We start from the raw sequence: 24,360 nt of genomic DNA on the forward strand, positions 1-24,360 counted from the left end.
TATCGCACGACCGGCCTCACGACGTCGGAAGAGGAGCCGTGGAATGAACGCCGACCTAAGCGAGCTTGAGAAGCATCTCGACGCGATCGATGAAGTTTATCTCGCCGCCGAAGCTTTGGCGGAACGGCTGGAGGAACTGAAGCTCTACAAGGCGGCGGCCTACGGCTCGATGGCTCTCGACGTCATCCGTGAGGCTCGAAATAGGCTTTCCGCGCAACGCTGAAATATTGGAGCATCTTCTGATAGGCGCTGTCGCTTAGCTCCAGATAGGCGCAATCGGGCGCGGCCGGATGGGCAATGCGCCGGATGAGGCCGCTCTTCTCCATATGGGCAATTAGGTTCCGTACGGTCCCCGGGTGCGCATAAGCGGCGGCGCAGGCGTGCGGGATCGACACCGCTCTTCCTTCGGAAGCCATGACGAAGAGGTCGAGCAGCAGGTCCCAGCCCGGATCGGCGAAGATGCCGTCTTCGAAGATTTTATCCCGCTCGCGCCGCTGGCCATATTCCTGGCGGGCGGCCAGTACGGCCAGCGTCTCCTGGATCGACCAGTCCGCACGGCTTTCAACCGACAGATAGGGCTCGCACGGTTCGGCCTCCACCGATGGTGGAGGGGTGGGTGTCGGCGAAGCCTTGCCGCTCCGGCCCGATTTCGCGAGCCACGCGCTCATGCGAAGGCTCGCACGCTGAAAGGCGCATCGCCCGGAGCGGAGCCGGCTTGTGCAGCTCCCTCCGGCGGCAGACTTGTCCGAATCTGCCTGCGATGGCTCCGCGACCCGACGTGCGCCGCCTTATTCTCCCTTTCGGGCAGCGTAGCGGGCCACAAGAAGTTCATAGATTGGATCAAGCGGCCCTCCGGTCGGCTTCGGCAACGCGGAGCACCGGCTGCTCGATGCGTGTCCGCTCGCGCATCTCAGCAAGAGTTTCGGTCCCGATCTGGATCTGCAGCGCCTGCAGCATCTCCCCGTTGAATGGCATCGGCAGGCCCAGCGGCATCACCTTCCAGCCGACGGAAAGCAGCGCCGGAACGCGGTGCGGCTCGGTCACCAGAGTATAGCGGCTGATGCCGTTCGCCTCGGCGAACTCCACCAGAGCGAGCGCAAGCAGGCGATGAAGCTTCAGCACCGTCGTTCCGTTGGCGCCGACGGGGCTGGTGATCAGGCGGGAGATTTCCCAGACGTCCTCCCCCTTCGGCACCTCGCCTGAGCAGAGTGCGCCGAAAACGGCATCCAGCATGTGGGGCCGCGTCGAGGGCAGCAGCCTGACCGATCCGACGTGACGCCGCCCGCAATCGGAGCGGGCGATCAGATAGACGGCAAAGTCGTTGTCGAACTCGTCGACCTCCAGCCAGCTTCCGGGCGCGCTAAGCTGCCAGCCGAGCCGATCCACGAACACGCGCTTCCGGTCCTGATGCATCTGCATTAGCGTATCGGCAAAGCCCATGCGGCTTTCCGGCAGGACGAGATCAATCAACGTACTTTCTCCATGTCTCAAAGATGAAGGCACGGGGCGGCAACGCCTATCCCGGTAGTTACCGGGTCTGCGGACATGCCTCTACTCCTCTATGATGCAGCCCTTCGAGGAGAACCCGATGACCGCCCCCTTCATTCCACCCGTCGCTCGTCAGCAGAAGCCTGTGAAGGTCGAGCCGGTTTTTGCGCAGGTGTCGCGGGCGCAGCTCAGCCAAATTCCAGGGCGGAGGGGCCTTCCCGTCTTCGGCATTCTGCCGGAGGCTGTTGCCGCTCCGCGCGCCTTTACACGCCGCATGTACGACAGATACGGCCCAGTGCACCGCTTCTACGCGTGCGGCAATTGGAACGTGCAGCTGGTCGGCCCCGAAGCGAACGAATTCGTCCTGTTTGACCGGGAAGGCAACTTCTCCTCCTACGGCGGCTGGAAGCCCGTGTTCGGCCGTCATTTCGACGGGGGCCTGTTGCTTCGCGACGGCGACGACCATCAATGGCACCGGAAGCTCGTCGCCTATGCCTTTAAACAAGAGCAGCTTCAGGCCTATCTCGACATCTTCAGCGACAACATGAAGGTGCTTCTGAAGCGCTGGTCGGAACGAGTGCTCGAGTCTTATGAACTGGCTCAGGAGCTCACCTTTGCGAATGGTTACGCCGCTTTTCTCGGCCGCGACGCGCGGTTCGCGACGCGGAATGACCTGCTCGCCTTCCGCTACCTAATGGGCTCCTCGACCTCAATCGTGACCATGCCATTTCCAGGAAATTCGGAATGGCGCGCCCGCTGGGCAAAACGTCACGTCGAAGAGCTTATCCGCCCGATGCTCTCAGAGACGCCGGCAGCCGAAAGAATGGACCTTTTAGCGGTGCTTGTCCGCATGAAACAGGACGGCCAGCTGGAGGATGAAGAGATCATCGCTCACCTGACGTTTGTTATCGCTGCCTCCTATGACACCCTTTCGTCGGCCACGGTTTCGACGCTCTACTATCTGGCCAAGCATCCGGAATGGCAGGACGAGGTTCGGAGCGAACTTCTCGCCAATATCATCAACCCAACGGAAATCGCGCTTGCCGATCTTCAGAAATGCGAAAAAGTGGAATGGGTAGTGAAGGAGGCGCTGCGCCTAAATGCCGCGGCCCCTGTTCTCTGGCGTCGGGCAACACGCGATCTGGAGTTCCAGGGCCACACTATACCCTCGGGGACGCTGACCGGCGTGAACCCGATGTTGACGCACCTGCTTCCCGAAGTCTGGGGCGATCCCGAAGAGTTTCGCCCCAGCCGCTTCGCGCCGGAGGAGAGCCGCGAGCGTCACCGCTTCGCCTTCGTCCCCTTCGGCGGAGGAGCGCATGGATGTATCGGCGCCAATTACGCCTATCTGCAGATACGAACATTGCTGCGGCACCTGCTGGAAGAACATGAGGTGGTGCTCACCAGCGATCGGGAGCCGCGCTGGTATCACTGGCCGAACTGCCGCCCGCTCGGACAGCTGCCTATAAAGCTTAAGAAACTTTAATCGATCACTTCCGAATAACAGATCTCGCTCCGGAACAGAGCCCGGACGATCAACTGCGTTCTCGTGGCGACGGCATAACGCCGCTTTGCAGCTTCGATATGTTCGTTCACCGTCCGCGGCCTGAGGTTCAGAAGCTCGGCAATGACGGAGTCGCTCTTGCCCCGGGCGGCGAAAAGCACGCAATCCCGCTGCCTGTCCGTGAGCCTCACCGGCGCGATGTAGCGGTCACTGGGTTCGGTCCTGGCCTGAAGGCGCTGGCGGGCCGCTTCGAAAGCGAAACAGCCGAGCGCCTGCGCAGCCGGAAGACTCTCCTTGGGCAAGTCTTTGCCGCTCTTCACGACGAAATGACAGGAACCGAAGGTTTCGCCCGGAACATGATTGGGAACGGTATAGCCCCGCACGAGACCGTGCGCCGCAGCGCGTTTGAACTTCTTCTTGTCGCGTTCGGAAATCGTCGTGAGCCGGTCCGCCTGCTCCCAGGTAAAACCGCTTGAAGTACGTTCGGCAGCACGAAGGACTGGGTCACTACCATCCGCCTCTTCGCGCAGGATGGCGATCCAATCCGATGGGTAATTGGTCAGCCGCACCTTGTCCTCGGTCGGGCGGCCGAAACGGATATGATGGACAATTGCGAAGTAATCAAAGCCAAGCTCGTTGCAGGCATTCTCCACCAGAGCACGCAAATCCGCCATGGAGGCCGCTTTCTCCGAGTAAGCAACGAATTGTTGCACGACCTCAAGCTTGGCATGAGAGCCTGCGGCTATCGAAAGGGCTGCCGGAAGCGCCATTCATTCTCCTTACGCGGTACTGCGTTCATACCGACCTTAGCTACTCAGCGTCTAAACAGCAAATGACGTAGGGGTTTCTGTGGAAAAGTGCCTCAACAGCCGACTTGAACCGATAGGTCAGGCAGGCCACAGCTACCGAACGCGAGAATGGGAGATTAGGATGGATCGGCGTTCGTTCATGGCATCGGCTGGCGCGCTGGCGCTGAGTGCGGGGCTTCCCGGCTGTACGACCTTGGCCATCGCGCCTGGTGTACCGGCAGCGGGCGGGGCCGAGGATCAGCGGCTTCGGGCGATGTTGGAACGCTTCTTCTACACGCGGCTCGAGCACAATCCTGAGGGCGCGACGAACCTGGCGCTGGATACTGGCGAGCGCGCGCATCTCCGGAGCCGCCTCGACGATTATTCGGCAGCCGGCAAAGCAAGGGAGCTTGCCCGCACCAGAGCCGAATTTGCCGAGCTTCGCACGATCGACCGCGCGCGCCTCTCCGAAACCGCGATGATCGACTACGACGTCGTTCAATACGACCTTACCCGCGATATCGAGGGCGCCGAGCGCTATCCCTTCGGCGCGGCGGGCGGGCGCTATTCGCCTTATGTGATCAGCCATCTGACCGGCGCCTATCGCGGCATTCCCGATTTCCTAGACAATGTGCATCCCGTGCAGACGCAGGCCGACGCGGAAGCTTATGTGGCGCGCCTGTCGCAATTCCCGAAGGCACTGGACGACAATCTCGCGCGCCAGCGCGAGGATGCGGCGCGCGGGGTGTTTGCGCCCGATTACATCCTCGACACGACGCTGCGGCTGCTGCGGCAGCTTCGCGATCAGCCGGCCGGCGAGAACGCGCTCGCCTCTTCCGTCGCGCGGCGTGCACGCGAAACCGGCATTCAGGGCGACTACGGCGCCCGTGCCGAACGCATCGTTGCCGGCGAGGTCTACCCGGCGCTCGACCGCCACATCGCCCTCGTCACCGATCTTCGCGCCCGCGCCACCCACGATGCGGGCGCGTGGCGCCTCCCGAACGGGGAGGCCTATTATGCAGGCGCGCTGAAGGCCGCGACGACGACCGACATGACGCCGGATGAGGTGCATAAATTAGGTTTGGAGCAGGTCGCCGCGCTCGAAGCGCAGCTCGATCCGATCCTTCGCGCCCAAGGCCTCACCCAAGGCACGCCGGGCGAGCGACTGGCCGAGCTCAACAAGCAGCCCGCGCAGCTTTTCCCCAACACCGACGAAGGACGGGCGGCACTGGTCGCCTTCCTCAACGAGCAGATCGCCGAAATCTACCCACGCCTGCCGGAGGCGTTCGCCACGCTGCCGAAGGCGAAGGTGGTGGCGCGGCGCGTGCCGCCGCTCATTCAGGCCGGAGCACCGGGCGCCTATTACGAAAATGCGCCGCTGGATGGGTCTCGCCCCGGCACCTACTTCATCAACCTTCGCGATACGTTCGACCGGCCGAAATTCGGCCTCAAGACCCTCACCTATCATGAGACGGTGCCGGGCCATCACCTCCAGGTGATGCTGGCGCAGGAGTCAGAAGAAATCCCGATGATCCGCCGCGTCGCTGGGTACGCGGCTTATCAGGAGGGCTGGGCGCTTTATTCCGAGCAGCTCGCCGATGAGATGGGCATGTATGAAGGCGATCCCCTGGGGCGCGCCGGCATGCTGCAGTCCTTCCTGTTCCGGGCGACGCGGCTCGTCGTCGACACTGGCCTTCATTCGAAGCGCTGGTCGCGAGAGCAGGCGACCGACTATTTCATCCGCACGACCGGCATCGCCCGCGGCCGCAGCCAGGGCGAGATCGACCGCTACACCGTCTGGCCGGGCCAGGCGACGAGCTACAAGGTCGGCCATATCGTATGGGACCGCCTGCGTAGCGAAGCCAAGGCGAAGCTGGGCCCGCGCTTCGATCTACGCGATTTCCACCAGGTGCTGCTGCAGGGCGGAATGCCGCTCACGATCCTTGAGCGGGTGGTGAACAGCCGCATCGACGCGCGGTTGCGGGCCTGAGAAAAGGGAGGCGCGGCGGGGCAGCCGCCGCGCCGTCGCCGCTATTCGGCGGCGATCTCCATCAGATCGAGAGTATCGTTGTCCTGCGGTATGCCCTCGGCCAGCCGGTGGAACATGTCCGGATAGCCGTAGCGGACGAGGCCGCGGCGGGAGAAGCTCATACCCGGGCTCTTCTGCTTCGGCGGCACCGCCATCGGCGCGATGTCCCGCACATGGCCGAGCACCGGCTTCGCAACGACCGTTTCCTTGTGGAATTCACCCACATAGACGCCGTCGAGACGGAAAACGTGCGACCCAAGCACACGCCCCAGCGGGTTCCCTTCGAGGTCATGAATGAAGGTGCTGAACAGAAAGCCGACGGGATGACCGTCGGCATGATAGACATACATCGCCATTTTTACGCCCCTTACGCTCACACCGCGGAAATCTGCGGCGTCCAGTGGTTAACTCCACTCGCTGAGGGTCGTGAAATTGGGCTGTACGCCAGATTAACAGATGGGGCTTCGATAGCCACATCAATGTCATAGCTGAGACGGGCTGGTTCTTTACGAGGCCGAACCGAAGGATCGATTTCGTTTCAGCCGCACCAGCGCCTCATCTAGCGACGAGAGAAAACGGGAACGATCCGTCTTCGAGAAGGGCTGCGGACCTCCGATCACATCTCCGCCAGCCCGAAGGTCGGCCATGATGGCCCGAGTCGCCACGGCTACGCCGATCGAATTGGCGGTGAAGGATTTCCCATTAGGCGCGATCACGTTGGCTCCGGCTTTGATGCAGCGGTCTGCCAGAAGGATGTCGGCCGTCACCACCACGGTCTCCGGTGAAGCCTCCACAGCGATCCAGTCGTCGGCGGCGTCGAAGCCGGCATCCACCACCTTGCGGCTGACCAGCGGATGCTGCGGGACGCGCAGCCAGCTGTTGCTGACGATCACCACCGGCACTTCGTGGCGGAAGGCGACCTTGTAGATCTCTTCCTTCACCGGACAAGCGTCGGCATCGACTAGGATGCGCGGGCCGCTCATCACGCGTGGTGGGGCTTCTTCCGGAACGGCTTCGCCTTGTGCCGCGCGGGCGGCGGTCCCACACGGCGGTTCCGTTTCGCGGCCTCGCGCGGACTTCCCTGCATCGGCTCGATCCGGACGCTGCTTTCCTCGCCGTCGCCGTTCGCCGTGCGCTTCACGGCCGCCGCGAACTTGGCAGCGACAGCGCGCGGAATCTCAAAGGCGGTTTCATTCGCAGCTATGCGGATCGCGCCGATCTCATTCTTGGTGATGTGGCCGCGGCGGCAGAGCAAGGGCAGCAGCCAGCGCGGATCGGCATTGTGCCTGCGGCCGATGTCCATGTGGAACCAGACCGTGTCCTCGAAACCCGCGCGGTGCGCCTGCTGCTGCGGGCGCTCGCCGGGGCCGCCGTCCACCATTTCTTCCGGCGCTGGCATCTTGGCGCGATGGACGCGAACGAGCGCGGCGGCGATCTCCTCCGGCGTCTTCTGCTCCAGCAGGCGCTGGGCGAGCTCCCGGTCAGCATCCTCGACTTCAACCGGCTCCAGAAGCGCCGCGAGCAGCCTTTCATGATCGTTCCGGCGGATGTCCTCCGGCGTGGGCGGCTTGATCCATTCGGCGGCGATCTTCGCACCGCGCAGCATCATGTCGACGCGCTTACGGCGCGGATAAGGGACGATCAGCACCGCCGTCCCCTTCTTGCCGGCCCGCCCGGTGCGGCCCGACCGGTGCTGAAGCGTCTCCGCGTCGCGCGGAAGCTCCACATGGACGACGAGCGACAGGCTCGGAAGGTCGATCCCCCGGGCTGCGACGTCGGTGGCGACGCAGACCCGCGCCCGCCGGTCGCGAAGCGCTTGGAGCGCCGCATTGCGCTCGCTTTGGCTATGCTCGCCCGACAGCGCCACCGCATCGAAGCCCCGCTCGATCAGGCTGGCATGAAGACGCCGCACATTGTCGCGGGTGGCGCAGAACAGCATCGCCGTTTCCGCTTCGTGCAGCCGAAGCAGGTTAACTACCGCATGCTCGATGTCTGCCGGGGCCACGGCCATCGCCTGATAGCTGATGTCGCCATGGCCGCGATCCTCGCCGACGGTGGAAATGCGAAGCGCGTCTCGCTGGTAACGCTTGGCGAGCGCGACGATCGGCTTAGGCATCGTGGCCGAGAAGAGGAGCGTTCGGCGCTCGGTGGGCGTCGCGTCGAGTATCTCTTCAAGATCCTCGCGGAAGCCCATGTCGAGCATCTCGTCGGCTTCGTCGAGCACCGCCACGCGGAGCGCGGACAGGTCGAGCGCCCCGCGCTCCAGATGGTCGCGAAGGCGCCCGGGCGTGCCGACGACGATGTGGGCGCCATGGGAGAGATTACGGCGCTCTTTCGACGCATCCATTCCGCCGACGCAGGTGGCGATGCGTCCGCCTGCCTTGCCGTAAAGCCAGATGAGTTCGCGGCTCACCTGCAGTGCAAGCTCACGCGTTGGCGCGATCACCAGCGCCAGCGGCTGCATGGCGAACGGTAGCCTGCCATTCTCGTCCAGAAGCTGCGGCGCCATGGCTAGGCCGAAGGCGACCGTCTTGCCGGAGCCGGTCTGGGCGGACACCACGAGGTCGCGCCCCTCCGCTTCCGGTTCCAGCACGGCGGCCTGGACGGGTGTGGGTTCGGCATAGCCGCGGGCGGAAAGCGCCTCGGCAAGAAGCGCGGGAAGTTGATTGAAAGGCATGGTCGTCCGGATAAACGCCGCCGCGGCGGCTAGGTTCTGAGTTAAAGGACCTGGCCGGCGGCCCAGCCGCTCGCCCATGCCCATTGAAAATTGTAGCCGCCGAGCCAGCCGGTGACGTCCACCGCCTCGCCGATCGCGTAAAGGCCCGGCACCTTCTTCGCCTCCATCGTCTGCGACGAAAGCTCGACAGTGCTGATGCCGCCCGCAGTCACCTCCGCCTTGGCGAAACCTTCGGTTCCGTTCGGCCTGAAGCGCCAGTCGGACAGCCGCCGCCCCGCTTCCTTGAGCTTGGCGTTGGGAAGATTAGCGAGCTCGCCCCAGAGACCGATCCGCTTCGCCAGCGTCTCCGCCAGCCGTCCCGGGAGCAGTTCGCCTAGCAGGGTGTGAAAATGGACGCGCGGACGCGACCCTTTGGCCTGTAGCGGCCAATTGCGCTCTAAAGAAGGCAGAAAGTCGATGCCGATCTCCTCCCCGTGCCGCCAGTAGGAGGAGATTTGCAGGATGGCGGGGCCGGAGAGGCCCTTGTGCGTGAACAGCGCCGCTTCCCGAAACTGTATCTTGCCCGCCTTGGCCACCACGTCCGTCGAGACGCCGGAAAGCTCGCGGAACAGCACTTCATCGCCGCCAAGCGTCAGCGGTACGAGCGCCGGCCGCGGCTCCACGACCTTCAGGCCGAACTTGCGGGCCAGGTCATAGGCGAAACCGGTGGCGCCCATCTTCGGAATGGAAGGACCCCCGGTGGCGATCACCAAGGCAGGTGCGGTGGCAGTCTCGTCGCCATGGCCGACGCGAAACTGACCGTCCGCATGCTCCACCTCGTTTATGCTATGTCCGAGCGAGATGCGCACCGAGCCCTTTGCGCATTCTTCCATCAGCATGTGCACGATCTGCCGCGCCGATCCGTCGCAGAAGAGCTGTCCCAGCGTCTTTTCATGCCAAGCGATGCGATGCCGGTCGACGAGATCGATGAAGTCCTGCGGCGTGTAGCGGCGGAGCGCAGACTTCATGAAATGCGGATTGGCAGAAAGATAGCGGTCAGGCGCGGTATGGATATTGGTGAAGTTGCACCGCCCGCCGCCGGAAATCAGGATCTTCTTGCCTGCCTGCTCCGCATGATCGATCAGCAGCACCCGCCGCCCGCGCTGGCCGGCGACCGCGGCACACATAAGCCCCGCGCCGCCCGCGCCTAAAATGACCGCGTCGAAGCTGCGGCTATTCGCTCGTATTGATGGGGTTGACTTGATCCATGGCGATTTCCCAGCCTCTGCCGGTGTTTCGCCAGACCCGGAGGTAGAAGCCCTGGGCGGGTTTTCCATTGTCATCGCGCCAGGAAATCTTCCCATAAGTGTAGGCAAGATCGCCGGATTGCGACATGCCGTACCTGCTCCGTTCGGATACGACCTGTTGCGGCCCCTGCCGTACGAGCGCAAGCCCTTCCTGCACCCCCCGCGCCGGGAAGCGTTTCCACCTGTGCACAGTGCTGAACGGCCCCAGATAAGGCTTTATGGCCGCCTCGGCGTCTCGCGCCAAAGTACTCGTCAAACGATCTTCGGCCTCAAGGAAGGCCTTTTCAGCCGCACCTGAGGCTTCCTGCTCTTTCGCACAATACGCGCGGGAAACGGTGGTAGGCGGCGCTCCCCTTGGATGCGGATCGGCCGGGGCCGCATGCTGCACGCCGCGATCAAAGACCCAGCGCCACTGCCCGTTCTCCTCGCGTTTCCATACCGTCACATAATGGCTGTGAACGTCGCCCGCTTTTGCCTTGCGAAGCGTCGGGCCGGTCGACCAGGCGAGATCGTTCGCACAGGCAACCTCCACATGCCCCGGCCACCAGTCGAGCGATGAGGGAGGCCGGCCGGCGGACGCCTTTACCAGCTCACCATAGAACTGTTTCGCCGGGAGCATCTCGTCGAAGATCGTGATAGCATCCTCGGCCGAATAATCGAGAAAGGACTGCCACTGCTTTCCGGTGAAATCTCGTGCGAAGTCCCGCTCCACCTGAGCCACTTCATCGACGGGTGCGCGATCGTCATAGGGAGAGGCTGCGGCCAGCGCCGCGCCCGCCATCAATAGAGCAATAGCCTTGGGCATGATCGTCCTCCGATCCTGCAAGGCTAAACCAGGCACGCGGAAGCTGACAAGCGGCTGCCTCAGCTCCGCTCCTTCGTGGCGGTGAAGCGGATCGTGGGATTGCGGCCCTCGTGATAGTTGAGCTCCCACAGGTCCTTGGCCATGAAGACGGGCGCGCCGTCGCGGTCGGTGGCGATAGCGTTGCGGTGATTGGCCATGAAGGCCTTGAGGTCGGCTTCATTCTCCGAAGCGATCCAGCGCGCGGTGTCCCAGGGTGATGCTTCGAAGCGGGCTTCCACCTTATATTCCGCCTCCAGCCGTGAGATCAGCACCTCGAGCTGCAGCTGGCCGACCACGCCGACGATCCATTGCGAGCCGATCGAGGGGTGGAAAACCTGCGTCACCCCCTCCTCCGCCATATCGTCCAGCGCCTTGCGGAGCTGCTTCGTCTTGGTGGGATCGACCAGCATCACGCGGCGAAGGATTTCCGGCGCGAAGTTCGGTAGGCCGGTAAACTGGATCGCCTCGTCCTCGGTCAGCGTGTCGCCCACGCGGAGCGTCCCGTGGTTCGGAATGCCGATAATGTCGCCGGGCCAGGCTTCGTCCGCCAGCTCGCGGTTCTGGGCGAAGAACAGGATCGGGCTGTGCACGGCGATCGCCTTGCCGGTGGACGGCTGCAGCAGCTTCATGCCCCTTTTGAACTTGCCCGAGCAGAGCCGCATGAAGGCGACGCGGTCGCGGTGCTGCGGGTTCATATTGGCCTGCACCTTGAAGATGAAGCCGGACACGCTCTTATGGTCCGGATCGACCGTGCCGGACGCCGATGGCTGCGGCAGCGGCGACGGCGCAAACGCGCTGAGGGCTGCGATCAGCTCGGCGACGCCGAATTCCTTCAGTGCCGATCCAAAATAGACTGGCGTGAGGTCGCCGTTGAGATACGCTTCGCTGTCGAACTCGGGGTAGGCGCCGACGGCGAGCGCCGCCTCCTCGTGCAAAGTGGCGAGGCCCTCAGCCGAAATCGTCTCCGCCAGCTTCGGATCATCCATGCCGGAGAACTGGACCTGCTCGCCTTCGAAATGGCCGCTGTCGCCTTTCGCGGGCAGGTTGAGGCGGTGTTTGACGAGATCATAGACGCCTTCGAACGTGCCGCCCATGCCGACCGGCCAGCTCATCGGCGCGACGTCGAGCGCGAGCACGTCCGCAATCTCATCGAGGAGCGCGAACGGCTCCTTCCCCTCCCGATCCACCTTGTTGACGAAGGTGATGATGGGAACGTTGCGAATGCGGCAGACCTCGAACAATTTCCGCGTCTGCGGCTCGATACCCTTGGCGGCATCGATCACCATCACGGCGGAATCGACCGCCGTCAGAGTGCGATAGGTGTCTTCCGAAAAGTCTTCGTGTCCCGGCGTATCGAGCAGATTGAAGGTAACGCCGTCATGCTCGAAGGTCATGACCGAGCTGGTTACGGAGATGCCGCGCTGCTGCTCGATCTTCATCCAGTCCGAGCGTGCCCTGCGGTTCTGCCCCCGCGCCTTCACCTCGCCCGCAAGGTGGATCGCGCCGCCGAACAGCAGCAGCTTCTCGGTTAGCGTCGTCTTCCCCGCGTCGGGATGCGAGATAATTGCAAAGGTGCGCCGGTCGGGACGGCCGGTGGGACGGTTCAGCATGTAATGGAGCCTGAAATTCGGTTTCGCCCGCGCCCATAGCAGCGGATCGCGGCAATTGCGAGGCGTCAGGCGGTCCGCTTCTGCTCCTGCGCGAAGGCCCGCATCATCTTGATGAGCCGCTGGGCCTGCATTCCTTCCTCGCCGCTGCCGGTCGCGCGCCATTCGACTAGCGGACGGAGGTGCCGGTCGACGTAGAGCGACGGGCCCGCATAAGCGAGGCTCCAGTACGGAAACTCTCGCTCGGCGATCTCCACCGCCTGGACCACATGCATGTTCCGGTGGCGCGGGTCGCGCCGGATGCTGGTCAGCAGTTCGTCCACCCCCGCCTTCGGCCCTTCCAGCACCTGCGCGAAGTGGGGCCCCGTGAAGACGAGGGCTCCGGTTACGTCAAGCTTCGGATTGCGGGAAAGCGCCACCTCGACAATGCCCTCGACGGGGTTTTCGCCCTCCGGCAGCATGTGATTGGCTTCACTGACGTAGAGGAGCGAAATGAGCGGTGACATTGCCCCACCATAACAAGTTGTTGCCGCGCCGCGTCAACTGATCTTAGTCAGTGCCATGGGGAGAAGCGCCGACAATAGCGGAACGACGGAGGTCAGGAGCGCGCATCGCTTCGACGTGGCGCGGCTGGAAGCCTGGATGGGGCACAATGTCGGCGGCTTTCAAGGACCGCTGACCGTCGAGCAGTTCAAGGGCGGTCAGTCCAATCCGACTTACAAGCTGCTGACGCCGGGGCGGAATTACGTCCTTCGCCGCAAGCCCCCCGGAAAGCTGCTGCCCGGCGCCCACGCCGTCGACCGCGAATATCGCGTGATCGAGGCGCTCGGGCGGCATGGCTTCCCGGTTGCGGAGGCACTCGGCCTCTGCATGGATGAAGAGGTGATCGGCACCGCCTTCTATGTGATGGAGATGGTGGAAGGCCGCATCTTCTGGGAGCCTACCTTTCCCGAGGTAAGCCGGGAAGAGCTACTGGGCTATTTCGATGCGATGAATACGACCATCGCCCAGCTGCACATGATCGATCCGCAGGCGGCAGGGCTCGGAGACTATGGGAAGCCGGGGAATTATTTTCAGAGGCAGATCGGGCGCTGGTCGAAACAGTATCTGGGCGACGTCGAGGCGGGGCGGGTCGGGTCGATGGACCGACTGGTCGAGTGGCTGCCGGCCAATTTGCCGCCGGACGAGCCGCAGCCGCGGATCATCCATGGCGACTTCCGCTGCGACAACATGATCTTCGATGCCCGAGAGCCGCGCGTTATCGCCGTGCTCGACTGGGAGCTTTCGACGCTCGGCCACCCGCTCGCCGACTTCTCCTATCACCTAATGATGTACCGGATGCCGGCGGGCATGAGCCTCGGCCTCGGAGGGCTTGACCTGGCGGCGCTCAACATCCCCGCCGAAGCCGATTACGTCGCCGCTTACTGCCGCCGCACGGGGCGCGAGGGCATTCCGGACCTCGACTTCTACATCGCCTTCAACATGTTTCGCCTCGCCGCTATCCTGCATGGCATCAAGGGCCGCCTCGCTCGCGGCACCGCCGCCTCCGCTCACGCAGCGAAGATGGTCGAAGGCCTGGAGCCGCTCGCCGACCTCGCCTGGGCACAGGCGAAGCTTGCCGGAGCCGCCTAGGCGGCAGCTTTCATCGCGGCGACGAACTGCCGGATGGCGGGCGCGGGGTCGGACCGGTTCTCCTCGATCAGGCGCACAAGCGCCGAGCCCGAGATAACCCCCGCTGCGCCCGCATTGAGGGCGGTGCGGACATGCTTCGGGGTCGAAATGCCGAAGCCGAGGACGGGCGGCGGCGCGCCGTGGGCGGCGAGCTTTGCGAACAGCGGAGCATGGTCGAGCCGCAACGTCTCCCCTGCCCCGGTCACCCCCGCCCTCGCCACGCAATAGGTGTAGCCCTCCCCAAGCGTCGCGATGCGCTTCAGCGTCTCGTCGGGCGTGTTGCTGGCGGCGATCAGCACCGGCGCGATGGCGCTCGCCTTCGCGGCAGCGACAAACGGGCCGGCCTCGAAGACGGGCACGTCCGCAACGAGCACACTGTCGACGCCGCCATCCGCAGCGGCGCGGTAGAAGACGCTTCGCCCCTTCGCCAGCACGATGTTGGCATAGGTGAGGATGCCGACCGGCACCTTCGGGTGGCGGTCGCGAAAGGCGCTGAGAAGCGCAAAGCAATCGGCAGGCGTGACGCCCTTCGACAAGGCGCGCTCGGCGGCGGCCTGAATGACCGGACCGTCCGCAACCGGATCGGAGAACGGAATACCGACCTCCAACATATCGGCACCCCCCTCCACCAGTGCATTGAGAATGGCAGCGCTCGTTTCGAGGTCGGGATCACCGAGCATCACGAAGGCGCCGAACACGCCGCGATTGCCGAGGCCCGCAAACATCTCGCGGTATCGGCTCACGGCGCGAACTCCAGCAGCCGCTGCGCCTGCTCCATATCCTTGTCGCCCCGGCCGGAGAGGTTGACGACCAGCACTGCCCCCTCCTCCGCCATCTTGAGCGCATGCGCCAGCGCATGCGCGGATTCGAACGCGCAGATGATGCCCTCGCTTCGGGCGAGCAGAGCGAATGCTTCAAGTGCCTCCTGATCGGTGGCGCCGACATATTCGGCCCGGCCGCCGTCCTTCAGGAAGCTGTGCTCCGGCCCGACCGCAGGATAGTCGAGCCCCGCCGAGACGGACCAGCTGTCGGCGACCTGCCCGTCCGCATCCTGAAGCAGATAGGTTTCAGCCCCGTGCAGCACGCCGGGACGCCCGCGCAGCAGGGTCGCGCCATGTTCCGCGCCGTCGAGCCCCCTGCCTGCTGCCTCGACGCCGATCAACCGCACGCCCGCATCGTCAATGAAGTCCGCGAACATGCCCATTGCGTTGGAGCCGCCGCCGACGCAGGCGATCACCGCATCCGGCAGCCGTCCTTCCTCCTCCGCCACCTGCGCCCGCGCCTCCCGTCCGATCACGCGCTGAAACTCGCGGACCATCAGCGGAAAAGGATGCGGCCCGGCGACGGTGCCGAGCAGATAATGAGTGTCGGCAAAGCTCGCCGTCCAGTCGCGGAGCGCCTCGTTCACCGCGTCCTTCAGCGTGCGTCCGCCGCTCTCAACCGGCACGACCTCCGCGCCCATCAGGCGCATCCGGAAGACGTTGAGCTTCTGCCGCTCCACGTCGTGCGCGCCCATGTAGATGCGCGTTTCGAGGCCGAAGAGCGCACCCGCGAGCGCGGTGGCAACGCCATGCTGCCCTGCGCCGGTCTCGGCGATGATCCGGTGCTTACCCATGCGCTTGGCGAGCATCGCCTGTGCCAGCACCTGATTGGTCTTGTGCGCGCCGCCGTGAAGCAGGTCCTCGCGCTTCAGGTAAATGCGCCCCTTGCCCGCCGCGAGATTGCGGCAGCGGGTGAGCGGCGTCGGCCGCCCCGCATATTTGAGGAGCAATTCGGCAAGCTCCGCCTGAAACCCCTCATCCTCCTGCGCATCGAGAAACGCGGCCTCCAACTCCTCAAGTGCCGGCATCAGGATTTCAGGCACATAGGCACCGCCATAAGCGCCGAAGCGGCCGCTCATCAGCATGGATGTAGCTCCCCGCGCGCGGGAAGCCGCAGCGCCTCGAAAAAGGCGCCAAGCTTGCTGGCATCTTTCCGCCCCGGCGCCATCTCCACTCCGGAGCTGACGTCCAGCGCGAAGGCCCCAAGCTGCGATGCGGCGCGTGCGTTGGAAGGCTTGAGGCCGCCCGCCAGCAGGCTGCGCTTAAGCTCCGGCCGCCGCGCGACGCGCGACCAGTCGAACGGCATGCCGGTTCCGCCCGTCCGGCCGCGAAAGCAGGTGTCGAATAGGGTCCGGTCGCTGCCGAGCCGCGGCTCCGCCACCTCCCGTCCAACAGCACCTACAGCCCAGATCTCGCAGCCGGGCGGCAGCAGGCCGCGCAACGCCTTGATGTAGGCGGCGTCCTCCTCGCCATGCAGCTGCACCGCCCGGAGCCGAAGCGCCTGCGCCGCAATCGCAATCTGCATCACCTTCTCGTTCCGGAACACGCCGACCAGCGGCAGGCCGATCGCCGCAGCCGCTTCGGCAATCAGCTCCGCCTGGCCCAAGGTGACCGCGCGCGGCGTGTTCGGCACCATGATCACGCCGCCCATGGCCGCGCCGTAAGCCGACGCCATTTCTAGGTCGTGACCGTCGGTGAGGCCGCACACCTTCACCCGGCCGAAGGCAAGCGCCCGCGCGGCATCGGCAGGATCGTCCGCCCGCATCAGCGCCGAGCCGACCAGAAAGGCGTCGGCGTCTGGCGACAGGCGCTCGACATCTGAGCGTCCCGAGATGCCGGACTCTGCAATCACGAGCCGATCCTCGGGTATCATCGGCGCCAGCCGCTCCGTCACGGCAAGGTCGATCTCCAGCGTGCGAAGATCCCGGTTGTTGATGCCGATGATGTCAGCCCCAAGCGCCAGCGCGCGCCGCACCTCGTCCGAACTATGCACCTCGACGAGTGCATCCATCCCGAGCCGCCGCGCCTCACGGATCATCTCTGCGGCGGCGACATCGTCCAGCACCGACAGCATGACGAGGATCGCGTCCGCGCCGCAGATACGCGCCTCCGCCACCTGCCGGACATCGATCATGAAGTCCTTGCAGAGGATCGGCCCCAGGAATGCCCGCCGAACTGCAATCAGGTCGTCGTGCGAGCCGCCGAAATAGGGCGCATCCGTAAGGACGCTGATCGCATCGGCCGCGCCCGCATAGGCCCGAGCCAAGGCAACGGGATCGGCAGCGGGACGTAACGCTCCGCCGGAGGGCGAGGCACGCTTCACCTCCAAGATGAAGCGCGCGCCCGCACGCGCCAGCGCTGCCTTGAAGCTGCGGCGGGTCGGCTCCGCTCGTTCCCGCAGATCGCCTGCAGAAACGCCGGCGAACCGCTCGGCAAGGTCCCGCCGCTTACGGGCGACGATCTCTCCCAGCACCCCAACCGGTTCAGCCATTGGTCGCCTCCACGAAGGCGAGCAGCCGCTTGTAGGCGCCGCCGGAAGCAAGCGCATCCACGGCCATCTCTGTCCCCTCCTGGAGCGAAGCGGCGAGGCCGGCCGTCATCAGAAGAGCACCCGTGTTGAGCGCGACGACGCGGCTTTCGGCGGCGGTGCCATAGCCCATCAGCAGCGCCTTCAGCCGCTCGGCATTCTCTTCGGGCCCGCCGCCGCGCAGCAGGCCGAGCGGCGCGGCCTCTACCCCGGCATCCTCAGGTCCGAACGTCAGTTCCTCAATCACGCCGCCCCGAAGCCGCGCCGCCTGCGTCGGTCCGTGCAGCGCCACCTCGTCGAGGCCCGAACCGTGCACCACGAGGGCATCAGCAAGGCCAAGCGCCTTCAGCGTCTCCGCCACTGGCCGCAGCAGCTTGGGATCGGCGACGCCGAGAAGCTGCACCGGCGGCTCGGCTGGATTGAGGCATGGGCCAAGCACGTTCATGATGGTCCGCACCTTTAGCGCCCGGCGGACGGGCCCCGCATATTTGAGGCCGGGGTGGTAGAGCGGGGCGAACAGGAAACAGACGCCCGTCTCGTCCAACGCCCGCCGCGACTGATCCGCCGAAATGTCCAGCTTCGTCCCGAGATGCTCAAGCACGTCGGCCGAGCCGCAGCGGGATGTGACTGAGCGGTTGCCGTGCTTCGCCACCGGCAGGCCGCATTCCGCGGCAACGAAGGCGACCGCCGTCGACACGTTGATCGATCCCGATCCGTCGCCGCCGGTGCCACAGCTGTCGGCGAAGAGATAATCGGGGCGCGGGAAATCCGCATCGGCTGCACGAAGCGCCCGGGCGGCGCCGATCAGTTCGTCCGCCGTCGCGCCCTTCAGGCGAAGCGCGACGAGCATCGCCGCGATGGAAGGTTCGCCGAGCCGCCCCTCCACCAGAGCTTCGAACAGGCGCTGCGCAGCCGCCTGGTCGAGCGATTGGCCGGCATAAAGCCGTTCGAGCGCAGCTTCGGCCTCGTCGAGAAGTACGGGCGTGGACGGTAGTTTTTCGGCGAGATTGCTGCTGAGGTACATGTTTCTGGTCCTGGATTGAGCGCAAAGAAAAAGGCCCGCCTTGCGGCGGGCCTGTCCTGGAAAATTCGAGACTTTTAGAGAGTCGTCGCTACCAAAGACGCGTCACGGCCGCCGCGGGGGAATGGGTCCGCCACCAATGCCATGCATGCGAAACTGCAAGCGCGCGCGAAGCCGCCGCCGGCGAGGCCGGGCGAAGCGTTTCGATAAGGATCGCGCCTTTGAACATCCCCTTTAGCCTCGCGGTGGAGGGCCTTACCGTCAACCCCCTAAATTCAACTATTTGGTCGCTCCGGCTGCAGCGGAGGGTGGTTCATGCAGGCGAAATGTTTGCTGCCACATTGCGCTTTTCCTTGGGCAAACCCATTATGGGACCTCAAGACCAGTGCTGCGAGTTTAGATGGCTTGCAGCGGCATATGCCTTCGAGAAGATTGTATGATTTTGATCGTCGATGATGACCGGGATGTGCGCGCCATGATCAGCAGGGCGTTGCAGGAGCTCGGCTATCGCCCGCTGGAGGCGGACGGCGGCCCGGCGGCGCTTGCGCTGCTTCAGGGGAACAAGGTCGATCTCGTCATTCTCGATTACATGATGCCCGGCATGGACGGCACCGAGGTGGCGCGCGAGATCGCCGCGATCGACCCCGATCTCCCGATCATCTTCTCGACGGGCCACTCGGCGCTGCGCACGCTTCGCAATGCGGCGGGTGAGGATATTTCCGTGCTTGAGAAGCCGTTTGCGCTGAACGAGCTCGCTAATCTCATTTCCGAGAAGCTGAGCGAACGCGCCGCCCGGGCGCTCCCCTAAAGAAAACGGCGCCTCCCGAAGGAGGCGCCGCCTGATGCTTACTTGGTCGGGAAGCCGCGCTTCTTGAGGAGCGCGTTCACGTCCGGATCGCGGCCGCGGAACTGCCGGTACGCTTCCGCCCGGTCGGTCTCGTTGCCGGTCGAGAGCAGATATTCCGCAAAGCGGCGCGCCGTTTCCTTGTCGAACGGATTGCCCGCTTCCTCGAACGCCGCCCAGGTGTCGGCGTCCATCGTTTCCGACCAGAGGTAGGAATAATAGCCGGCCGAATAGGCGTCGGACGAGAAGAGGTGGTTGAACTGCGGCAGGCGGTGCCGCATCACCAGCTCCTTCGGCATGCCGATCTTCGCTAGCGCCTCGCGCTCGAACTTGTCCGGATCGACTACGCCGCTCGGCTCCATGTGCAGCATCATGTCGACAATGGCCGAGGACAGATATTCCGCGGTCGCGAAGCCTTGGTTGAAGGTCGATGCCTTCGCGATCTTCTCGATCAGCGCCTTCGGCATCGGTTCGCCGGTCTGGTAATGCTTGGCAAAGCGGCTCAGCACTGGCTCGGTCAGCAGCCAATTCTCGTTCACCTGGCTTGGATATTCGACGAAGTCCCGCGGCGTTCCGTTGAAGCTCGGGTAGTGCACGTCCGACAGATAATAGTGGATGGCGTGGCCGAACTCGTGGAACAGGGTCTCGGCATCGTCGAGGCTGATCAGCACCGGCTGGCCGGGCGCCGGCTTCACGAAATTATTGTTGTTCGACCCGAGCACGATTTCGTCGCCGAGCAGGCCCGCGCGGCTGCGATAGGTGGTCGCCCAGGCGCCCGAACGCTTGCCGGTGCGGGCATAATCGTCGCGATAGAAGAGGCCGACCTGCTCGTTCGAGCCACGCTTCGTGACGCTGTAGACGCGGATGTCGGGGTGCCAGACCGGCACGGTGCCGGTGACTTCCTTGAAGTCGAGCCCGTACAGTTCGCCCGCTGCCCAGTATGAAGCCTCGATAATGTTGTTGAGCTCGAAATAGGGCTTCACCTCGTCCTGGGTGAGGTTGTAGCGCTCCTTCCGGACCTTCTCCTGATAGTAGCGATAGTCCCAGGGCTCGATGGTGATGTTCTGGCCCAACTTCCTGGCGAGCGCCTGCTGGTCGGCCACTTCCTCCTTCACGCGCGCGACCGCTGCCGGCCAGACGCGGTTCATCAGCTCCATCGCCTTTTCGGGCGTCTTCGCCATCGTGTCCTGCATGCGGAATTCGGCATGGCTGTCGAAGCCCAGAAGCTTGGCACGGTCGGCGCGGAGCTTCACGATCTGCGCGATCACCTGGTTGGTGTCGTTCGCGCCGCCATTGTCGCCGCGATTGACGAACGCCTTCCAGACCTTCTCGCGAAGGCTGCGACTATCGGCGAAGGTCAGGATCGGATCGACCGCCGAACGGGTGTTGACGATCGCATAGCTGCCGGCGGGAAGCTTCCGCTCCTTGGCGGCCGAAGCGGCGGCGTCCTTGATGTCCTGCGGCACGCCGGCCATTTCAGCTTCGGTCGCCTGGATGAAGGTGCTCTCGTCCGCCAGCACCTTCTCGCTGAAGGTCGCGAAGGCGGCGGCAAGCTGCTGGTTATAAGCGGACAGCTGCTCCTTCTGCTGCGCATTCAGATTGGCACCCTGCCGCGTCATGCTCTCGTAGAGCCGGGTCACCAGCCGCTGCTGCTTGGCGTCGAGGCCGCTGGTCTGGCGCGCGTCATAGACGGTCTTCACGCGCTGGAAGAGCTGCGGATTGAAGGTGATCTCGTCGAACGCCGCTGCGAGCTTCGGCCCCCATTCCTTCTGGAGCGCCTGATATTGCGGGTTCGACATGTTGCTGGTCATCACACCGTAAAGCGCGAAGATCCGGTCCAGCCGTCCACCCGCCTTCTCCAGCGCCTCGACGGTGTTCTGGAAGGTGGCAGGCGCCGCGTTGTTGGCAATGGCTGCAACCTCGCGGCGCTGCTCGTCGATGCCGAACTGGAAAGCCTCCGGAAAATGCTCCGGCTTCACCTTGTCGAACGGCGGCACACCGGCATAGGGGCCGGTCCATTCCGCCAGAAGAATGTTGTTGGGGACGGCGGTTGAAGCCTGCGCACCCGCAGTTTGCGCTGCGGCCGAAGCAACCGCCAAATCCTGAGCCATTGCGGTAGAACCGCCGAATGCAAGGGCGGTTGCGCCCGCCAGAAGAACTGCTTTCAATTCACTCTCCATGTGTCGCTCAAGGCCACCGCGGCGGATGCGCGGCGCCGATCATTGGCTCGCACTCTATAGGATCGTGCCTGAACCATCGGCAACCTGACGTGCAATTTAGGTTTATTTGAAAGGGGATGGCGCTCGTTCCTGAGGTAATGCATAGATTTTGCGCCAAGTGGGGAGCGGTAATGGCGCAAGACGATATTCAGGAGCCGCATGGCGGCTAGGCTTGCTCCCTCACATCCGTACCGCATCCTATCCATCGTCGGCACCCGGCCGGAGGCGATCAAGATGCGCCCGGTTCTGCGCGCGCTCGCCGGGGTGCCAGTGCTCGACCAGCAGGTTCTGCTTACCGGCCAGCATGAGGGGTTGGGGGCGAGCTTCGAACGTTACAGCCGCATCGAGCTCCGCCTCGACCTCAGCGAACAGAGCGCCGGCGAACTCCGCGAGACGATACAGGATGCGATCGGCGATCACCTCCGCCGCGACCTGCCCGATCTCGTCCTGGTACAAGGCGATACGACCAGCGCCTTAGCCGGCGCGCTTGCGGCACAAGATTGCCGCGTTCCGGTTGCGCATGTCGAAGCCGGGCTCCGGTCACACAAGCGCGAGCCGTGGCCGGAAGAGGATAACCGCGTCGCGATCGATGCCATCGCCGATCTCCTCTTTGCGCCTACCGAAGCCGCGGCGGCCAACCTTGCCCTCGAAAAGGCTGTTCGCGGGGACATCCATATCACCGGCAACAGCGGCATCGACGCCCTTCTCCACAGCATGGGCTCGCCCGCGCCGTCGGCTAAGGCCGATCGGAGGCGCATACTCGTTACCTCGCACCGCCGCGAGAATAAGGGACAGCAACTTGAAGCTATTTGCGCGGCGCTGAAGAGGCTCGTTCGCGAACTGCCGGTAGAGGTGCTTTTCCTCCTGCACAGCAACCCTCAGCGCAGAGCAGCCATAGAAGCGAAGCTGGCAGGGGTGGAGCATATCCAGCTCAGCGGCCCCGTCGATCATACCGAGATGATCGATCTGATGCTGGGAAGCTGGCTTCTACTCACCGACAGCGGCGGCCTTCAGGAGGATGGGCCGGCGCTCGGGATCCCCGTGCTGGTCATGCGGGACGTCACCGAGCGGGTCGAGGCACCCGGCAATATCGAACTCGTCGGCACCGATCCTGACGCGATCTTCGGCACGGTCAATCGCCTCCTCCTCAGCGACACCTGCTACGCCCGGATGGCGCAGCCCGCGATGCCCTTCGGCGACGGCCTCGCCGCGCCCCGCATCGCCGCCATCCTCGTCGACTGGCTGGAGCGGCGGAAAAGAGCCGCTTGAGGCTGGCCTCGCGCGGCGCCTCTGCTTATGTGCGAATGCATGGTCGAGGATTGGAGCCCCGCAAGCTGGCGAGAGCATGAGGCGCGGCAGCAGCCGGTCTATGCCGATGCGGCGGCGTTGCAGTCGGCCGAAGCCGAGCTGGCCTCTTATCCCGCCCTGGTCGAGCCGCTGGAAACCGACGCGCTGAAGGCCGCCATCGCTGACGCCCAGCAGGGCCGCGCCTTCCTCTTGCAGGGCGGCGACTGCGCGGAAAGCTTCGCCGAATTCTCGCCTGCCAATATCGACGCGAGCTTCCGGCTCATCATGAACATGGGCGGAAAGCTGGCCGCCGCCTCCGGCTTGCCCATCGTGAAAACCGCCCGAATGGCGGGACAGTTCGCCAAGCCGCGCTCGCGCGACGAAGAGGTGAAGGATGGTGTCGCGCTTCCCATCTACCGGGGCGACATCGTCAACGGCATCGGCTTCGACGCGGCGGCTCGGGCGCCGGATCCGTCCCGTATGTTCCGGGCGTACGCGCAGGCCTACGCCACCCTTTCACGCTTTGCCGAGCTTGGCGAGGCGGCGGGCGAACGCCTCTACACCTGCCACGAAGCCCTGCTGCTGCCGTACGAGCAGGCGCTGACTCGGAAGGCCGGCGATCAAAGCTACGACACCTCCGCGCATTTTCTGTGGATCGGCGATAGGACCCGCTTCCTCGGTTCTGCGCACGTCGAGTTCGCCCGCGGCTTCGCCAATCCGCTGGGTCTGAAATGCGGTCCCAGCCTCACGCCGGACTTGCTGCTCCGCCTTCTGGACGTGCTCGACCCAGAGCGTCAGCCAGGACGTATCACTTTGATCAGCCGCATGGGTGCGGAGGACGTGAGGAAGAAGCTGCCGCCGCTCGTGCGCGCCGTTCAGGCCTCCGGTCACCTCGTGCTCTGGTCCTGCGACCCGATGCACGGCAATACGGTCAAAGCCGCGAATGGCTACAAAACGCGGCCATTCTCCCGCATCCTCGATGAAGTCCGCTACTTCTTCGAAGTCACCCCGGCCGAAGGCGCAATCCCCGGCGGCATCCATGTCGAAATGACGGGCCAGAACGTCACCGAATGCACGGGCGGCACCGTGCCTGTGACCGAACAGGACCTCGGCGACCGCTACCACACCCATTGCGACCCGCGCCTCAACCCGGCCCAGGCGATGGAGCTGGCGGAGCTTGTCGCCGAGCTGCTCCCGCGGTCGCAATCAAAGGCTGCCTAAAGCGGCCGCAACCGCTCTGCGGCTGCTTCGTTAGCTCCCTCCGAAAACAGGAGGGATGATATGAGACGCCTTGCCTTTGCCGCCTTTGGCACTCTCGCGCTTGCCGCCTGCGGCGGCGGGGAACAGCGGGATCCGGTGGAGAATACGGCCGAGCAGCTCGAGAATGCCGCCGAACAAAGCGATCCTGCCGCTGCGCCCGTGCTCGAGAATGCCGCCGACCAAGTCCGTGAGCAGAACAGCACCGCTCCGGCGCAAGGCGCTCTGGAAGCTGCCGGGAACGCCCAAGCCGGAACGCCGCCCCCACAAAGCAACGCGCAGTAGGGACATAGGGGGTGGGCGCGCCTTGACAGAAGCGCCCCCTCCCCCATATGCCGCGCCTCTCGCTGCCGCCTTGCGGCACCGCATGGCCCCTTCGTCTAGCGGTCTAGGACGTCGCCCTCTCACGGCGAAAACACGGGTTCGAGTCCCGTAGGGGTCACCAGAGCGCAGGATGTCCGAGGGACATCCGAGCAATGGTGAGATTTCT

Annotated in this window: 23 protein-coding genes and 1 tRNA gene; 9 read left to right on the forward strand and 15 right to left on the reverse strand. The window is 64.5% G+C overall.

The genetic code is table 11. The features are described 5' to 3' along the window. Window positions 1-43 precede the first annotated feature (43 nt). Complete coding sequence (locus tag VGD10_RS12035; protein ID WP_331041060.1) at window positions 44-223, forward strand: hypothetical protein; 180 nt, start codon at window positions 44-46, stop codon at window positions 221-223. Here the strand turns inward: VGD10_RS12035 and VGD10_RS12040 are convergent. Continuing rightward, window positions 183-668 carry a hypothetical protein gene (locus VGD10_RS12040; RefSeq protein ID WP_331041061.1) on the reverse strand — a complete coding sequence of 162 codons (486 nt, stop codon included), beginning with the start codon at window positions 666-668 and terminating at the stop codon, window positions 183-185. The two genes, VGD10_RS12035 and VGD10_RS12040, sit on opposite strands and share 41 nt — an antisense overlap. A 172-nt stretch (window positions 669-840) precedes the next feature. Beyond that, window positions 841-1,470: an acyl-homoserine-lactone synthase gene (locus VGD10_RS12045; RefSeq protein WP_331041062.1), complete on the reverse strand. Its 630-nt coding sequence runs from the start codon at window positions 1,468-1,470 to the stop codon at window positions 841-843. A 118-nt stretch (window positions 1,471-1,588) separates the two neighbouring features. Between VGD10_RS12045 and VGD10_RS12050 the strand changes: the two genes are divergently transcribed. Continuing rightward, window positions 1,589-2,974 carry a cytochrome P450 gene (locus VGD10_RS12050; protein WP_331041063.1) on the forward strand — a complete coding sequence of 462 codons (1,386 nt, stop codon included), beginning with the start codon at window positions 1,589-1,591 and terminating at the stop codon, window positions 2,972-2,974. On the opposite strand, the gene VGD10_RS12055 is transcribed toward VGD10_RS12050, so the two are convergent. Then, complete coding sequence (locus tag VGD10_RS12055) at window positions 2,971-3,666, reverse strand: LuxR family transcriptional regulator (RefSeq protein WP_331041064.1); 696 nt, start codon at window positions 3,664-3,666, stop codon at window positions 2,971-2,973. The two genes, VGD10_RS12050 and VGD10_RS12055, sit on opposite strands and share 4 nt — an antisense overlap. Before the next feature lie 256 nt (window positions 3,667-3,922). On the opposite strand from VGD10_RS12055, the gene VGD10_RS12060 reads away from it, so the two are divergent. Continuing rightward, window positions 3,923-5,770, forward strand: coding sequence for a DUF885 domain-containing protein (locus tag VGD10_RS12060; RefSeq protein WP_331041065.1), 1,848 nt, complete (start codon window positions 3,923-3,925; stop codon window positions 5,768-5,770). A 41-nt stretch (window positions 5,771-5,811) separates the two neighbouring features. Here VGD10_RS12060 and VGD10_RS12065 read toward each other — a convergent pair whose 3' ends face one another. From VGD10_RS12065 to VGD10_RS12095, 7 genes are all read right to left on the reverse strand, one after another. Further along, window positions 5,812-6,165 carry a 4-fold beta flower protein gene (locus tag VGD10_RS12065; RefSeq protein WP_331041066.1) on the reverse strand — a complete coding sequence of 118 codons (354 nt, stop codon included), beginning with the start codon at window positions 6,163-6,165 and terminating at the stop codon, window positions 5,812-5,814. A 150-nt stretch (window positions 6,166-6,315) separates the two neighbouring features. Next, window positions 6,316-6,792 (reverse strand): YaiI/YqxD family protein, encoded by a 477-nt coding sequence (locus VGD10_RS12070; RefSeq protein WP_331041067.1) that lies wholly within the window; start codon window positions 6,790-6,792, stop codon window positions 6,316-6,318. Further along, window positions 6,792-8,486 (reverse strand): DEAD/DEAH box helicase, encoded by a 1,695-nt coding sequence (locus VGD10_RS12075; RefSeq protein ID WP_331041068.1) that lies wholly within the window; start codon window positions 8,484-8,486, stop codon window positions 6,792-6,794. Before VGD10_RS12075 ends, VGD10_RS12070 begins: the two co-directional genes overlap by 1 nt. A 41-nt stretch (window positions 8,487-8,527) precedes the next feature. Then, complete coding sequence (locus tag VGD10_RS12080) at window positions 8,528-9,652, reverse strand: NAD(P)/FAD-dependent oxidoreductase (RefSeq protein ID WP_414639530.1); 1,125 nt, start codon at window positions 9,650-9,652, stop codon at window positions 8,528-8,530. A gap of 46 nt (window positions 9,653-9,698) precedes the next feature. Beyond that, on the reverse strand, window positions 9,699-10,577 hold the full coding sequence (locus tag VGD10_RS12085) for a hypothetical protein (RefSeq protein WP_331041069.1): 879 nt from the start codon (window positions 10,575-10,577) through the stop codon (window positions 9,699-9,701). A gap of 59 nt (window positions 10,578-10,636) precedes the next feature. Further along, window positions 10,637-12,226 carry a peptide chain release factor 3 gene (locus VGD10_RS12090; protein WP_331041070.1) on the reverse strand — a complete coding sequence of 530 codons (1,590 nt, stop codon included), beginning with the start codon at window positions 12,224-12,226 and terminating at the stop codon, window positions 10,637-10,639. Between the two features lie 65 nt (window positions 12,227-12,291). Beyond that, window positions 12,292-12,729, reverse strand: a complete 438-nt coding sequence (locus tag VGD10_RS12095) for a BLUF domain-containing protein (RefSeq protein WP_331041071.1) — start codon at window positions 12,727-12,729, stop codon at window positions 12,292-12,294. A 55-nt stretch (window positions 12,730-12,784) separates the two neighbouring features. Between VGD10_RS12095 and VGD10_RS12100 the strand changes: the two genes are divergently transcribed. Then, on the forward strand, window positions 12,785-13,855 hold the full coding sequence (locus VGD10_RS12100; RefSeq protein WP_331041072.1) for a phosphotransferase: 1,071 nt from the start codon (window positions 12,785-12,787) through the stop codon (window positions 13,853-13,855). Here VGD10_RS12100 and trpA read toward each other — a convergent pair. The 4 genes from trpA to trpD are packed head-to-tail and all read right to left on the reverse strand — an operon-like array spanning window position 13,852 to window position 18,266. Then, window positions 13,852-14,637 (reverse strand): tryptophan synthase subunit alpha, encoded by a 786-nt coding sequence (trpA, locus tag VGD10_RS12105; RefSeq protein WP_331041073.1) that lies wholly within the window; start codon window positions 14,635-14,637, stop codon window positions 13,852-13,854. The two genes, VGD10_RS12100 and trpA, sit on opposite strands and share 4 nt — an antisense overlap. Further along, a complete protein-coding gene (trpB, locus tag VGD10_RS12110; RefSeq protein WP_422652999.1) occupies window positions 14,634-15,797 on the reverse strand; it encodes a tryptophan synthase subunit beta in 1,164 nt (387 codons plus the stop codon). The genes trpA and trpB overlap by 4 nt, the downstream gene beginning before the upstream one ends. Beyond that, complete coding sequence (gene trpCF / locus VGD10_RS12115; protein WP_331041075.1) at window positions 15,794-17,206, reverse strand: bifunctional indole-3-glycerol-phosphate synthase TrpC/phosphoribosylanthranilate isomerase TrpF; 1,413 nt, start codon at window positions 17,204-17,206, stop codon at window positions 15,794-15,796. Before trpCF ends, trpB begins: the two co-directional genes overlap by 4 nt. Beyond that, a complete protein-coding gene (gene trpD, locus VGD10_RS12120; protein ID WP_331041076.1) occupies window positions 17,199-18,266 on the reverse strand; it encodes an anthranilate phosphoribosyltransferase in 1,068 nt (355 codons plus the stop codon). Before trpD ends, trpCF begins: the two co-directional genes overlap by 8 nt. A 433-nt stretch (window positions 18,267-18,699) precedes the next feature. Between trpD and VGD10_RS12125 the strand changes: the two genes are divergently transcribed. Further along, on the forward strand, window positions 18,700-19,071 hold the full coding sequence (locus VGD10_RS12125; protein WP_331041077.1) for a response regulator: 372 nt from the start codon (window positions 18,700-18,702) through the stop codon (window positions 19,069-19,071). Between the two features lie 38 nt (window positions 19,072-19,109). Here VGD10_RS12125 and VGD10_RS12130 read toward each other — a convergent pair whose 3' ends face one another. Further along, window positions 19,110-21,275, reverse strand: a complete 2,166-nt coding sequence (locus VGD10_RS12130) for a M3 family metallopeptidase (RefSeq protein ID WP_331041078.1) — start codon at window positions 21,273-21,275, stop codon at window positions 19,110-19,112. Between the two features lie 210 nt (window positions 21,276-21,485). On the opposite strand from VGD10_RS12130, the gene wecB reads away from it, so the two are divergent. From wecB to VGD10_RS12150, 4 genes are all read left to right on the forward strand, one after another. Beyond that, window positions 21,486-22,595, forward strand: a complete 1,110-nt coding sequence (gene wecB, locus VGD10_RS12135; protein ID WP_331041079.1) for a non-hydrolyzing UDP-N-acetylglucosamine 2-epimerase — start codon at window positions 21,486-21,488, stop codon at window positions 22,593-22,595. 39 nt (window positions 22,596-22,634) lie between these two features. Continuing rightward, the gene (locus tag VGD10_RS12140; RefSeq protein ID WP_331041080.1) at window positions 22,635-23,834 is read left to right on the forward strand and encodes a 3-deoxy-7-phosphoheptulonate synthase class II; all 1,200 of its coding nucleotides are present in this window, start codon (window positions 22,635-22,637) and stop codon (window positions 23,832-23,834) included. Between the two features lie 60 nt (window positions 23,835-23,894). Further along, window positions 23,895-24,155, forward strand: a complete 261-nt coding sequence (locus tag VGD10_RS12145; protein WP_331041081.1) for a hypothetical protein — start codon at window positions 23,895-23,897, stop codon at window positions 24,153-24,155. Window positions 24,156-24,239: 84 nt separating this feature from the next. Further along, window positions 24,240-24,315, forward strand: a tRNA-Glu gene (locus tag VGD10_RS12150). The last annotated feature ends 45 nt before the right edge of the window (window positions 24,316-24,360 follow it).

Source organism: Allosphingosinicella sp. (assembly GCF_036402135.1).
Lineage (GTDB): Bacteria > Pseudomonadota > Alphaproteobacteria > Sphingomonadales > Sphingomonadaceae > Allosphingosinicella.